We start from the raw sequence: 14042 nt of genomic DNA, 5'->3' as shown, positions 1-14042 counted from the left end.
CGCGAAGTAGGTATAATACGAAAAGTTTTCAATTTTAATTTTAACTTAACAAGAGGATAGATTATGTCAGTAATCAAAATGACCGATTTAGATTTAGCCGGTAAACGTGTATTTATCCGTGCGGATCTTAATGTGCCAGTAAAAGATGGCAAAGTGACCTCAGATGCGCGTATTCGTGCGACCATTCCTACTTTAAAATTAGCCTTAGAAAAAGGCGCGAAAGTGATGGTAACTTCTCACTTAGGTCGTCCAACTGAAGGTGAATTCAAACCAGAAGATTCTTTACAACCAGTTGTTGATTACTTAAAAAACGCAGGCTTTAACGTTCGTTTAGAACAAGACTATTTAAACGGTGTGGATGTTAAAGAAGGTGAAATCGTTGTTTTAGAAAACGTTCGCGTGAACAAAGGTGAGAAGAAAAACGATCCTGAGTTAGGTAAAAAATATGCCGCACTTTGTGATGTATTCGTGATGGATGCTTTCGGTACCGCTCACCGTGCGCAAGCATCAACTTACGGCGTAGCGGAGTTTGCACCGGTTGCTTGTGCAGGTCCATTACTTGCTGCAGAATTAGATGCATTAGGCAAAGCATTAAAAGAGCCTGCTCGTCCGATGGTCGCGATTGTAGGCGGTTCTAAAGTTTCCACTAAATTAGAAGTATTAAACTCTCTTTCAAAAATTGCTGACCAAATTATCGTAGGCGGTGGTATTGCAAATACGTTCATTGCAGCAGCGGGCCACAATGTGGGTAAATCGTTATATGAAGCAGATTTAATCCCTGTAGCAAAAGAATTAGCAGCAAGCACTGATATTCCAGTTCCAGTTGATGTACGTGTTGGTACTGAATTCTCTGAAACTGCACCTGCAACAGAAAAATCAGTGACTGAAGTAAAAGATGACGAATCTATCTTCGATATCGGTGATAAATCTGCAGCACAATTAGCAGAGATCATCAAAAATGCAAAAACCGTTTTATGGAATGGTCCTGTTGGCGTATTTGAGTTCCCTAACTTCCGTAAAGGGACTGAAATCATTTCTCACGCGATTGCAAACAGCGATGCATTCTCTATCGCAGGGGGCGGTGATACTTTAGCAGCTATCGATTTATTCGGTATTGCAGACAAGATCTCTTACATTTCAACGGGTGGCGGTGCGTTCTTAGAATTCGTAGAAGGCAAAGTATTACCAGCAGTAGAAATTCTTGAAAAACGTGCGAAAAACTAACCGCACTTTTTCTATGTGACATATCGATGGCGAACATTAAAATATCGCCATCAATAAAAAGTCAAAAAATTCTCAAATTGCGGGCTTGTCCCGCTAAACATAAAAAGGAAACACAAGTATGGCTAAATTATTAGATATCGTGAAACCTGGTGTCGTAACAGGTGAAGATGTGCAAAAAATCTTTGCTTATGCAAAAGAGCATAACTTTGCTATCCCAGCAGTAAACTGCGTAGGTTCTGACTCAGTTAATGCCGTGTTAGAAACTGCTGCACGCGTAAAAGCGCCAGTTATTATTCAATTTTCTAACGGTGGTGCTGCGTTCTATGCAGGTAAAGGCGTTAAACCTGCAAGTGGTGCTCGTCCTGATGTGCTTGGTGCGATTGCTGGAGCGAAACACGTTCATACTTTAGCGAAAGAATACGGTGTTCCTGTTATTCTTCACACTGACCACGCTGCGAAAAAATTACTTCCATGGATCGATGGCTTACTTGAAGCGGGTGAAAAACACTTCGCAGAAACTGGTCGTCCATTATTCTCTTCTCACATGCTTGATCTTTCTGAAGAGCCAATGGAAGAAAACATGGCAATCTGCCGTGAATACCTCGCTCGTATGGATAAAATGGGGATGACCCTTGAAATCGAAATCGGTATTACCGGTGGTGAAGAAGATGGCGTAGATAATTCTGGTGTTGATGAGTCTCGTTTATATACTCAACCATCTGACGTGCTTTATGTTTACGACCAATTAAATCCAGTAAGTCCTAACTTTACGGTTGCTGCAGCATTTGGTAACGTACATGGCGTGTATAAACCAGGTAACGTAAAATTAAAACCATCTATTTTAGGTGCATCACAAGAGTTTGTTGCCAAAGAACGTAATCTTCCTGCGAAACCAATTAACTTCGTCTTCCACGGTGGTTCTGGTTCTAGCCGCGAAGAAATCCGTGAAGCAATTAGCTACGGTGCAATCAAAATGAACATTGATACCGATACTCAATGGGCATCTTGGAATGGTATTTTGAACTTCTATAAAGCAAATGAAGCTTATCTTCAAGGTCAATTAGGTAACCCTGAAGGCCCAGATGCGCCAAACAAAAAATACTACGATCCACGTGTATGGCTACGTAAAATGGAAGAATCTATGTCTAAACGCTTAGAGCAATCTTTCGAAGACTTAAATTGTGTTGATGTTTTATAATCCACAAAAATAACATAAAATACGACCGCACTTTCGAGTGCGGTTTTTTATTTTAGCGGAGAAATTATGGAAAAGATCTTAGTTATTCGTAACGATAAATTAGGCGACTTTATGCAAGCATGGCCCGCTTTTGCTATGCTGAAATTATCGAATCCTTCTTTAAAATTAACCGCACTTGTGCCGAGTTACACAGCGCCTCTAGCGGAAGTTTGTCCGTTTATTGATCATGTCATTATTGATAGCAAAAAAAATGATAAAACGGATTTCAATCGTCTTGTGCAGGAAATCAAAGCACAGCAGTTTGATGGAATGATTAGTTTCTTTTCCAATACCCATAATGGAAAACTCGCTTGGAAAAGCGGAATTAAATATCGCCTTGCACCTGCGACTAAATGGATTCAAATTCTCTATAATCACCGTTTAACACAACGCCGTTCTCGTTCTGAAAAATCGGAAGCCGAGTATAATCAAGATCTCGCTCGTGCTTTTTTACAAAAGCATAATATGCCAGTTGTTGAACCTAAACCGCCTTATTTAACCTTTGAGAAAAGTGCGGTGGAAAATCAACGAATTTTCTTGCAAGAGCATTTAGGGCTTTTCGCAAATAAAAAATGGATCTTTGTGCATAGTGGTTCTGGTGGCTCAGCAACGAATCTTTCTTTAGCGCAATATGCAGATTTAATTAAAGGCTTATTGGCTGAGTTTGATTGCAATGTTGTGCTGACAGCAGGGCCTGGCGAAAGTGAAAAAGCCCATGAATTGGCAAATTTGGTGGATGATTCACGTGTAGTCATTTACGATAAGAATAAAGGTTTAGTGGATTTTGCTCATTCTTTAGCTTGTGCGGATTTATTTATTGCGGGATCTACTGGGCCATTGCATTTGAGTAGTGCGTTTAATATTCCGACTATCGGATTTTATCCAAATAGCCGTTCTTCTCAGCCGAGACGCTGGAAACCGATTAATGATGTCGATAAGCATCTTGCATTTTGTCCACCCGCAGGAAAAGAGACTCAAATGAATCTTGGGCTAATTTCTATTCAACAAGCATTACAAGAGATAATCCCTTTTGTTAAGAAAATGTGTTATTCAAGCCGTAACATTTAAAATTCACCAATCAAATTAAAACTGGCGGAGCTTCATTATTCTGCCAGTCAAAATCTTTTTTTCACTTATCTAAATTTAGATCTTTCTTATTTTACTAGTTAACCGTTTGCTTCAGTTTTTATTTCTGAAAATGTGATCTCGCTCACATTTTCAAAATTGTCTATTTTGTTACCATTGCGTACAATATAAAACCATTTTCAAAGGGGGACGTTATGTTAGCTTCACTTCAAGATATTCTCGATACTGTAAAAGCCAATAATCTGACTTATCATCAAAAATTAATGACATTAGGCAATATTGCCGAGCGTTTATTTGATCCTCGAGATTTGCTTGGTTATACCGATGAAGAATGGGGCTTTTTACAGAATCAGATGATCTGTGATTTATGTGAAGGTTACGCCATTTATCGTCCTCGTTATATCCTGCCTGATTACAATGTGTATATCCAAAAGGGCTGTGAATTTTTAGAGTTGCCGCCACCAAAAGATCTTGATGAGGCACTTGATGGATTATTGATTCTTTACTCTCACGTACCATCTATCACAACTTATCCCGTTTATGTTGGCCGTCTTGATGTATTGCTTGAACCTTTCATTACTGATGAAGAAAAAGACTACATCAAAATTAAACGTTTCTTAAATCATATCGACAAAACTGTGCCTGATTCATTCTGTCATGCCAATATTGGACCTTATGATACGAAAGCGGGCCGCTTGATTTTACGCGCAGTGATTGAGCTTGAAGCGCCAACACCGAATATGACCATTCGTTATGATAAATCCAAAACAAGCCGTGAGTTTGCTGAACTTGCAGCAAAAGCCTGTTTATTAGTTTCTAAACCATCTTTTGCAAACGATGCTTATTATATTTCCGATCTAGGTGAAGAATACGGCGTAGCAAGTTGCTATAACGCACTGCCTGAATGTGGCGGTGCTTACACATTAACGCGTTTACGTCTAGGCACGATTGCTCGCGCGTGTAAAAGTGCGGATGAAATGCTGAATGAATTATTACCACGTGTGGCGAAATGTACTCTTTCAACGATGGATAAACGACACAAATTTGTAGTGGAAGAAAGTAATTTCTTTAACAGTTCATTCCTCGAAAAAGAAGGCTTTATCAAACGCACTAATTTTACGGGAATGTTTGCAATTGTGGGCTTGGCAGATGCAGCAAACCATTTATTGCAATGTGAAGGATTAAATGAAACCTTTGGTAAAAGTGCTCGTGGTGATGAAATTGCGACAGCAATTATGGATAAACTTAAAGAAATCACTGATGCACATGAAGGGGTTTATGCAGAACGCACTGGCAATCGTTATTTATTACATGCGCAAGTTGGCGCAAGTAACCACGAAGAAGACAAACGCAACGCACCGGCTCACCGTATTCGTGTAGGCGAAGAACCAACGTTACTTGCGCATTTGAAACAGTCTGCACCGTTCCATAAATATTTCCCATCTGGTACAGGGGATTTATTCGCCTTTGATCAAACCTATGTGGATCACTGCGATGCGGTGGTGGATATTATTGATGGTGCATTCTCTTTGGGCTATCGCTACATTACCACCTATTTGAAAAATACAGATTTAATTCGTGTTACAGGTTATCTGGTGAAGAAAAGCGAAGTTGAAAAATACCGTAAAGGCGAAGTCGCATTACGCGATACAACTTGGTATGGCTCGGGTACAGATGAATGTGCCAACGTGTTTGATCGCCAATTACGCGATGAAAAAGATGTCACTGCTGAAAAATAATTGGAAAAATGACCGCACTTTCTGAGATTTTTGTGCCGTTACATCGGATTATTCCTTTTTCAAATGTAGAGGGGCAAGGCAACCGTTCGAGTATTTTTCTGCAAGGTTGCAAGCTAAATTGCTTGTATTGCCATAATCCGGAAACTATTCCTCGTTATACGGAAAATGCGAAATTGGTTAGTTTGCAGTATTTGTATGAACAGGTTATGGAGGCGGTTCCATTTATTCGTGGCGTAACAATTTCAGGCGGTGAACCGACTATCCATCACAAAAAACTGGTGCCGCTCTTTGAGGCTTTACGTTCGCAGGGATTAACCTGTTATTTGGATAGTAGTGGCTTTTTTGAGTTTGATCGTATTCGTTCGTTAATCGATGTCACTGATAAATTTTTATTCGATCTGAAAGGAGAAGGCGCAGGTTTACAAACGCTCTGTTTTGACCGACAAAATCAAACAGGAATCGTGCCACAGCAAGTGATACCGGAACGTTTACACATAAAAAACGATAAACTTGAGCGAAATTTACAAAATCTGGCTGCCTTGTTGCCGGTAAATAAAGTGGAAGAAGTGCGGTTAGTTTTTTTAAAGCATTTTTTTGATGCTGAACATTTGGTGAGCAAAGTTGCGCTACTTTTACGAAATTATCCTGATGTGGCATTAAAAATTATCCGCGTGCATAGTAAAGGTGCGCGCGATGAAACTGGGTTATCAACGCATATTCCAAGTGCGGAAGAAACTAATGCATTGGCTGCTTATGCGCGTCAATGTGGAATTAACAAGGTTTTGACTATTTTGTAGTCGTTTACAAAAAAGAGCGGTGAAAACCCCCGACTTTTTGTGAGAAAACAAGTAGAATAAGCCGATTTTTTATTAATTTAACCAATCTAGGGGAATCAAATGAGTGTGTTAAGCAGCATTTTGGGAATGGTCGTATTAATCGCTATTGCCGTGTTACTTTCCAATAATCGTAAAGCGATTAGTATCAGAACCGTGCTCGGGGCGTTAGCAATCCAAGTTGGATTTGCCGCCCTTATTTTATATGTGCCAGCAGGTAAACAAGCACTTGGTGCAACTGCTGATGCAGTATCAAATGTTATTGCTTACGGTAACGAAGGTATTAACTTTGTATTTGGCGGTTTAGCTGATCCAAGCAAACCTTCAGGTTTCATTTTTGCAGTGAAAGTATTACCAATTATTGTATTCTTCTCTGGCTTAATTTCTGTGCTTTATTACCTTGGTATTATGCAAGTGGTGATTAAAGTATTGGGTGGTGCATTGCAAAAAGCATTGGGTACGTCAAAAGCAGAATCCATGTCCGCTGCGGCTAATATTTTCGTTGGTCAAACTGAAGCACCATTGGTGGTTCGTCCTTACATTAAAAATATGACCCAATCTGAATTATTTGCCATCATGGTAGGTGGTACAGCATCTATCGCGGGTTCAGTAATGGCGGGTTATGCTGGAATGGGCGTGCCATTGACATACTTAATCGCTGCGTCATTTATGGCGGCACCAGCAGGTTTGTTATTTGCGAAATTAATGTTCCCACAAACAGAACAATTCTCTGATAAACAACCAGAAGACAATGATTCAGAAAAACCAACTAACGTACTTGAAGCAATGGCGGGGGGTGCGAGTGCAGGTATGCAACTTGCCTTAAACGTAGGTGCAATGTTAATCGCATTCGTTGGTTTAATTGCATTAATTAACGGTATTTTAAGTGGCGTTGGTGGCTGGTTCGGCTATGGCGACGTAACTTTACAATCTATCTTTGGTTTAATTTTTAAACCATTAGCATACTTAATCGGTGTAACTGACGGTACCGAAGCGGGTATCGCAGGACAAATGATCGGTATGAAATTAGCGGTTAACGAATTCGTAGGTTACCTCGAATTTGCAAAATACTTGCAACCAGATTCTGCGATTGTATTAACTGAAAAAACCAAAGCAATTATTACTTTCGCACTTTGTGGTTTTGCTAACTTCAGCTCAATTGCAATCTTAATCGGTGGTTTAGGTGGAATGGCGCCAAACCGTCGTAGTGATGTTGCTCGTTTAGGCTTAAAAGCGGTAATCGCGGGTACTTTAGCAAACTTAATGAGTGCAACGATTGCTGGCTTGTTCATTGGTCTCGGTGCTGCAGCGCTTTAATTCTCGGATAAGTGCGGTGAAAAATGACCGCACTTTTTATTTTTATATTTGAAAAAAGGAAGGAAAATTATGACTCCACATATTAACGCGCCTGAAGGTGCATTTGCTGATGTTGTTTTAATGCCAGGCGATCCACTTCGTGCAAAATACATTGCAGAAACGTTTTTGCAAGATGCAGTAGAAGTAACAAATGTTCGTAATATGCTTGGTTTTACTGGGACTTATAAAGGTCGTAAGATTTCTATTATGGGCCATGGTATGGGGATTCCATCTTGCTCTATTTACGCGAAAGAATTAATCACCGAATACGGTGTGAAAAAAATTATCCGTGTAGGTTCTTGTGGTGCTGTTCGTATGGACGTAAAAGTGCGCGATGTAATTATCGGTTTAGGTGCATGTACCGATTCAAAAGTAAACCGTATTCGTTTCAAAGATAACGATTTTGCAGCTATTGCTGACTTCGATATGGTACAAGCCGCTGTTCTAGCTGCAAAAGCAAAAGGCAAGGCCGTTCGTGTAGGTAATTTATTCTCGGCGGATTTATTCTATACACCTGATGTTGAAATGTTCGATGTAATGGAAAAATACGGCATTTTAGGCGTGGAAATGGAAGCCGCTGGAATTTATGGTGTAGCTGCAGAATATGGTGCAAAAGCATTAACGATTTGTACCGTATCTGATCACATTCGTACGCATGAACAAACGACTGCGGAAGAACGCCAATTAACATTCAATGATATGATTGAAATTGCATTGGATTCAGTCTTAATTGGTGATGCACAATAATTTCTTATAGTGGATTTAAGAAGTGCTTGAAAAACAACCGTACTTTTAATATAATCCGCGCCCATTATGAGCCGTTCGCGGCTCATATTTTTGTGTGGTGCAATGAATGTTGCACTGAAAATTATCGGGGAGCTATTTAATAGCGTTATTACCCAATTAGAGGAAAACTAAAATGGCAAAAAAAGTCCAAGCCTACGTTAAGTTGCAAGTTGCAGCTGGTATGGCAAACCCATCACCACCAGTTGGTCCTGCATTAGGTCAACAAGGTGTGAACATCATGGAATTCTGTAAAGCATTCAACGCTCGTACTGAGAGCTTAGAAAAAGGTTTACCAATTCCAGTTGTTATCACTGTATATGCAGACCGTTCATTTACTTTCGTAACTAAAACTCCACCAGCAGCAGTATTATTGAAAAAAGCTGCAGGTATCAAATCTGGTTCAGGTAAACCGAACAAAGATAAAGTGGGTAAAGTAACTTTAGATCAAGTTCGTCAAATCGCTGAAACTAAAGCAGCAGATATGACTGGCGCGTCTATCGAAACCAAAATGAAATCAATTGCTGGTACTGCTCGCTCTATGGGCTTAGTGGTGGAGGAATAATACGATGGCTAAATTGACTAAAAAAATGAAAGCAATCAAAGCTGGCGTAGATTCTACTAAAGCATACGAAATCAACGAAGCGATCGCGGTATTAAAACAATTCGCAACCGCTAAATTCGTTGAAAGTGTTGACGTTGCAGTAAACTTAGGTATCGATCCTCGTAAATCTGACCAAAACGTTCGTGGTGCAACTGTATTACCACACGGTACTGGTCGTGAAGTACGCGTAGCTGTGTTCACTCAAGGTGCTAACGCAGATGCAGCTAAAGAAGCTGGTGCTGATTTAGTAGGTATGGAAGATTTAGCAGAGCAAATCAAAAAAGGCGAAATGAACTTTGATGTTGTTATCGCTTCTCCTGATGCAATGCGTGTTGTTGGTCAATTAGGTCAAGTATTAGGCCCACGTGGTTTAATGCCAAACCCTAAAGTGGGTACTGTAACTCCAAACGTTGCTGAAGCAGTTAAAAATGCTAAATCTGGTCAGATCCGTTATCGTAATGATAAAAACGGTATCATCCACACCACTATTGGTAAAGCAAACTTCTCTGAAGTTCAATTAAAAGAAAACCTTCAAGCATTATTGGCAGCTTTAAACAAAGCAAAACCAACTACAGCTAAAGGTATCTTCATCAAGAAAGTAAGCATCTCTACCACTATGGGTGCAGGTGTTGCTGTTGATCAAACTTCTTTATAATTTAAAGAATTGATAGATTTTAAACCGCACTTTTTTAAAGTGCGGTTTTTTATTTCATAAAATTTATTCATAAGTTTTAAACTTGACGAGAAAGCTGCATTCATTTAAAATTTACCGCCTTAAAATTAGCAAAGATTTAGATTGATTTTTAATCAATTTTGACCTTTTATTGTTTAATTTAACCGTGTTTTGATAGAAAGCACATCTATACAATGATAAATTCACCGTTATTTGTCGTTGTTTTGCTCAAGTTGTCGTCCTATGTAATTTGAGTTGTCACCCCACTATAGAAGTAAGGTTCAGAGTGCGGTCATTTTAACGGTCATTCACGTCACAGTTAGTTTGTGGCTAGGTCACTGAACAGTTAGCAGAGGAAAACCAATGGGTTACTCCTATTCTGAAAAAAAACGAATTCGTAAAGATTTCGGTAAACGTCCGCAAGTTTTAAATGTTCCTTATTTATTAACCATTCAGTTGGATTCTTTTGATAAATTTATTCAAAAAGATCCTGAAGGTCAGCAAGGTTTAGAAGCGGCATTCCGTTCTGTATTCCCTATTGTAAGCAATAATGGCTATACAGAATTACAATATGTAGATTATCGTTTAGAAGAACCTGAATTTGATGTACGTGAGTGTCAAATTCGTGGATCAACTTATGCAGCAGGCTTACGTGTAAAATTACGTTTAGTGAGCTACGATAAAGAATCTTCTTCACGCGCAGTTAAAGATATTAAAGAAAATGAAGTTTATATGGGTGAAATCCCATTAATGACTGATAACGGTACTTTCGTAATTAATGGCACCGAGCGTGTTATCGTTTCACAATTACACCGTAGTCCAGGTGTATTCTTTGATTCTGACAAAGGTAAAACTCATTCTTCAGGTAAAGTGCTTTATAACGCACGTATTATCCCTTACCGTGGTTCTTGGTTAGATTTTGAATTCGATCCAAAAGATAACTTATTTGCTCGTATTGACCGTCGTCGTAAATTACCGGCAACAATCATTCTTCGTGCATTAGGCTATACCACTGAAGAAATCTTAAACTTATTCTTTGATAAAATTACCTTTGAAATCGCTGGCGATAAATTGTTAATGACTTTAGTGCCAGAACGTTTACGTGGTGAAACAGCTTCTTTTGATATTGAAGCAAATGGCAAAGTTTATGTTGAACGTGGTCGTCGTATTACCGCACGTCATATCAAAGCATTAGAAAAAGATAAAATTTCACAAGTCGTTGTACCTTCTGAATATATTTTAGGTAAAGTTGCGTCGAAAGATTATGTTGATTTAGAGTCTGGCGAAATTATTTGCCCTGCAAATGGTGAGATTTCTTTAGAGACTCTTGCAAAATTAGCGCAAGCAGGTTATACCACGATCGAAACTTTATTTACTAATGATTTAGATTACGGTCCATATATTTCCGAAACGCTACGTGTAGATCCAACTTATGACAAAACCAGTGCGCTTTATGAAATTTATCGCATGATGCGTCCGGGTGAACCACCAACACCAGAATCTTCAGAAGCGTTATTCAATAATTTATTCTTCTCTGCAGAGCGTTATGATTTATCTGCTGTCGGTCGTATGAAATTTAATCGTTCTTTAGCGATCGCAGAAGGTGAAGGCGCTGGCACTTTAAGCAATGAAGATATTATTGCGGTAATGCGTAAATTGATCGACATCCGTAATGGTCGCGGCGAAGTGGATGATATTGACCACTTGGGTAACCGTCGTATCCGTAGTGTAGGTGAGATGGCGGAAAACCAATTCCGTATTGGTTTAGTGCGTGTAGAAAGAGCGGTGAAAGAACGCTTATCTTTAGGTGATTTAGATGCAATCACACCGCAAGACTTAATTAATCCAAAACCAATTTCTGCAGCGGTGAAAGAATTCTTTGGTTCTTCACAACTTTCGCAATTTATGGACCAAAACAACCCATTATCAGAAGTGACGCACAAGCGTCGTATTTCTGCATTAGGTCCAGGTGGTTTAACTCGTGAGCGCGCAGGCTTTGAAGTGCGTGACGTACATAATACCCACTATGGTCGTTTATGTCCGATTGAAACCCCTGAAGGTCCAAACATCGGTTTGATCAACTCACTTTCTGCGTTTGCACGTACTAATGATTATGGTTTCTTAGAAACGCCATATCGTAAAGTAGTTGATGGTCAAGTTACTGAAGAAATTGAATACTTATCTGCAATTGATGAAGCAAACTATATCATTGCACAGGCAAACTCAAACTTAGACGAAAATAACCGTTTTACTGATGCTTTCGTTACTGCACGTGGTGAACGTGGTGAATCAGGTTTATATAAACCTGAAGATATTCACTATATGGACGTTTCGACACAACAAGTGGTATCTGTCGCGGCTGCATTAATTCCATTCCTTGAGCATGACGATGCGAACCGTGCGTTGATGGGGGCGAACATGCAACGTCAAGCAGTTCCAACATTACGTGCTGACAAACCATTAGTTGGTACAGGTATGGAAAAACCAATCGCACTTGACTCAGGTGTTGCGGTTGTTGCAAAACGTGGTGGTACAGTTCAGTACGTCGATGCTTCTCGTATCGTTATTAAAGTAAATGAAGACGAAACTGTAGCAGGCGAAGCGGGTATCGATATTTATAACTTAATTAAATACACCCGTTCTAACCAAAATACGTGTATCAACCAAATTCCTTGTGTGAATTTAGGCGATCCAATTAATCGTGGTGAAGTCTTAGCAGATGGCCCTTCAACAGACTTAGGTGAATTAGCACTAGGTCAAAATATCCGCGTGGCGTTCATGCCTTGGAACGGTTATAACTTCGAAGACTCAATGTTAGTTTCTGAGCGTGTTGTACAACAAGACCGCTTCACTACCATCCATATTCAAGAATTATCTTGTGTTGCGCGTGATACTAAGTTAGGTGCAGAAGAAATTACTGCAGATATTCCAAACGTAGGTGAGTCTGCGTTAAGCAAACTTGATGAATCTGGTATTGTTTATGTTGGTGCAGAGGTTAAAGGTGGTGACATCTTAGTAGGTAAAGTAACGCCTAAAGGTGAAACTCAATTAACCCCAGAAGAAAAACTTTTACGTGCAATCTTTGGTGAAAAAGCCTCTGATGTGAAAGATTCTTCATTACGTGTGCCAAACGGTACATCAGGTACGGTTATTGATGTTCAAGTCTTCACTCGTGATGGCGTAGAAAAAGATAAACGTGCATTAGAAATTGAAGAAATGCAGCTTCGTGAAGCGAAAAAAGATTTAACTGAAGAGTTAGAGATTTTAGAAGCTGGCTTATTTGCTCGTGTTCGTAATCTTCTTATTTCTAGTGGTGCTGATGCCGCGCAATTAGATAAATTAGATCGCACTAAATGGTTAGAACAAACCATTGCAGATGAAGAAAAACAAAATCAATTAGAACAGCTTGCAGAGCAATACGAAGAACTTCGCAAAGAGTTTGAACATAAACTTGAAGTGAAACGTAAGAAAATCATCAAAGGTGATGATCTTGCACCGGGCGTGTTAAAAGTGGTTAAAGTTTACCTCGCGGTGAAACGTCATATCCAACCGGGTGATAAAATGGCGGGTCGTCATGGTAACAAAGGTGTTATCTCGAAAATTAACCCAGTTGAAGATATGCCATACGATGAGAATGGCCAACCAGTTGAGATCGTATTGAACCCACTGGGCGTACCATCTCGTATGAACATCGGTCAGATCCTTGAAACCCACTTAGGTTTAGCTGCGAAAGGTATTGGTGATCAAATCAATGCAATGCTTAAACAAAAACAAGAAGTGGAAAAATTACGTGGTTATATCCAAAAAGCGTATGACTTAGGTAATGGCTCACAAAAAGTGGATTTAAGTACCTTCACAGATGAAGAAGTATTGCGCTTAGCTGAAAATCTACGTAAAGGTTTACCGGTTGCGACACCAGTATTTGATGGTGCAGCTGAAGCTGAAATCAAAGAGCTATTAAAACTTGGTGGATTACCAACTTCAGGTCAAATCACTTTATATGATGGTCGTACAGGTGAGAAATTCGAGCGCCCAGTAACTGTAGGTTATATGTACATGCTCAAATTGAACCACTTAGTTGATGACAAAATGCATGCTCGTTCAACTGGTTCTTATAGCCTTGTTACACAACAACCATTGGGTGGTAAAGCTCAATTCGGTGGCCAACGTTTCGGTGAGATGGAAGTATGGGCACTTGAAGCATATGGTGCAGCTTATACCTTACAAGAAATGTTAACGGTGAAATCGGATGATGTGAATGGTCGTACGAAGATGTATAAAAACATCGTAAGTGGTAACCAACACATGGACCCAGGCACACCGGAATCTTTCAATGTAATTATGAAAGAAATCCGCTCACTTGGTTTAAATATCGAGTTAGACGAAGAGTAATCAGTAGGGGAGTGAAGAATTTCTGCTTCACTCGCTTTACGAAAGAAAAATCGCCGAAGTGCGGTGGAAAAACATCGAAATTTTTAACCGCACTTTAAACCTTTAACTCCGACAG

10 protein-coding genes are annotated in these 14042 nt (G+C 39.6%); all 10 read left to right on the top strand.

What is annotated here, in order from left to right; all coding sequences use genetic code 11:
- Positions 1-63 precede the first annotated feature (63 nt).
- The 10 genes from pgk (at position 64) to rpoB (ending at position 13927) form a co-directional block, all read left to right on the top strand.
- Positions 64-1224 carry a phosphoglycerate kinase gene (gene pgk / locus AAX18_RS02205; RefSeq protein WP_005627642.1) on the top strand — a complete coding sequence of 387 codons (1161 nt, stop codon included), beginning with the start codon at positions 64-66 and terminating at the stop codon, positions 1222-1224.
- 118 nt (positions 1225-1342) lie between these two features.
- On the top strand, positions 1343-2422 hold the full coding sequence (gene fbaA / locus AAX18_RS02200) for a class II fructose-bisphosphate aldolase (RefSeq protein ID WP_005627643.1): 1080 nt from the start codon (positions 1343-1345) through the stop codon (positions 2420-2422).
- 66 nt (positions 2423-2488) lie between these two features.
- Entirely contained in the window at positions 2489-3529 is a 1041-nt protein-coding gene (locus AAX18_RS02195; RefSeq protein WP_046952801.1) for a glycosyltransferase family 9 protein, read from the top strand.
- A 212-nt stretch (positions 3530-3741) separates the two neighbouring features.
- Complete coding sequence (locus AAX18_RS02190; protein ID WP_046952800.1) at positions 3742-5286, top strand: YjjI family glycine radical enzyme; 1545 nt, start codon at positions 3742-3744, stop codon at positions 5284-5286.
- 8 nt (positions 5287-5294) lie between these two features.
- Positions 5295-6083 (top strand): 4Fe-4S cluster-binding domain-containing protein, encoded by a 789-nt coding sequence (locus AAX18_RS02185; RefSeq protein ID WP_005627646.1) that lies wholly within the window; start codon positions 5295-5297, stop codon positions 6081-6083.
- Between the two features lie 99 nt (positions 6084-6182).
- On the top strand, positions 6183-7436 hold the full coding sequence (locus AAX18_RS02180) for a NupC/NupG family nucleoside CNT transporter (protein WP_005627647.1): 1254 nt from the start codon (positions 6183-6185) through the stop codon (positions 7434-7436).
- 69 nt (positions 7437-7505) lie between these two features.
- Positions 7506-8222 (top strand): purine-nucleoside phosphorylase, encoded by a 717-nt coding sequence (gene deoD, locus AAX18_RS02175; RefSeq protein ID WP_005627650.1) that lies wholly within the window; start codon positions 7506-7508, stop codon positions 8220-8222.
- Positions 8223-8394: 172 nt separating this feature from the next.
- Positions 8395-8823: a 50S ribosomal protein L11 gene (gene rplK, locus AAX18_RS02170; protein ID WP_005627653.1), complete on the top strand. Its 429-nt coding sequence runs from the start codon at positions 8395-8397 to the stop codon at positions 8821-8823.
- A 4-nt stretch (positions 8824-8827) separates the two neighbouring features.
- Positions 8828-9517 (top strand): 50S ribosomal protein L1, encoded by a 690-nt coding sequence (gene rplA / locus AAX18_RS02165; protein WP_005627655.1) that lies wholly within the window; start codon positions 8828-8830, stop codon positions 9515-9517.
- 381 nt (positions 9518-9898) lie between these two features.
- Positions 9899-13927 carry a DNA-directed RNA polymerase subunit beta gene (rpoB, locus tag AAX18_RS02155; protein WP_005627659.1) on the top strand — a complete coding sequence of 1343 codons (4029 nt, stop codon included), beginning with the start codon at positions 9899-9901 and terminating at the stop codon, positions 13925-13927.
- Positions 13928-14042: the final 115 nt, after the last annotated feature.

This window comes from Haemophilus haemolyticus (assembly GCF_001008205.1).
In the GTDB taxonomy this organism is placed as follows: Bacteria; Pseudomonadota; Gammaproteobacteria; order Enterobacterales; family Pasteurellaceae; genus Haemophilus; species Haemophilus haemolyticus_Q.
This window is presented reverse-complemented; position numbering and strand designations above follow the sequence as displayed.

Excerpts from the sequence above, each read along its gene's own strand:
- pgk (WP_005627642.1), top strand. The coding sequence starts at position 64 with ATGTCAGTAATCAAAATGACCGATTTAGATTTAGCCGGTAAACGTGTA.
- fbaA (WP_005627643.1), top strand. The coding sequence starts at position 1,343 with ATGGCTAAATTATTAGATATCGTGAAACCTGGTGTCGTAACAGGTGAA.
- AAX18_RS02195 (WP_046952801.1), top strand. The coding sequence starts at position 2,489 with ATGGAAAAGATCTTAGTTATTCGTAACGATAAATTAGGCGACTTTATG.
- AAX18_RS02190 (WP_046952800.1), top strand. The coding sequence starts at position 3,742 with ATGTTAGCTTCACTTCAAGATATTCTCGATACTGTAAAAGCCAATAAT.
- AAX18_RS02185 (WP_005627646.1), top strand. The coding sequence starts at position 5,295 with ATGACCGCACTTTCTGAGATTTTTGTGCCGTTACATCGGATTATTCCT.
- AAX18_RS02180 (WP_005627647.1), top strand. The coding sequence starts at position 6,183 with ATGAGTGTGTTAAGCAGCATTTTGGGAATGGTCGTATTAATCGCTATT.
- deoD (WP_005627650.1), top strand. The coding sequence starts at position 7,506 with ATGACTCCACATATTAACGCGCCTGAAGGTGCATTTGCTGATGTTGTT.
- rplK (WP_005627653.1), top strand. The coding sequence starts at position 8,395 with ATGGCAAAAAAAGTCCAAGCCTACGTTAAGTTGCAAGTTGCAGCTGGT.
- rplA (WP_005627655.1), top strand. The coding sequence starts at position 8,828 with ATGGCTAAATTGACTAAAAAAATGAAAGCAATCAAAGCTGGCGTAGAT.
- rpoB (WP_005627659.1), top strand. The coding sequence starts at position 9,899 with ATGGGTTACTCCTATTCTGAAAAAAAACGAATTCGTAAAGATTTCGGT.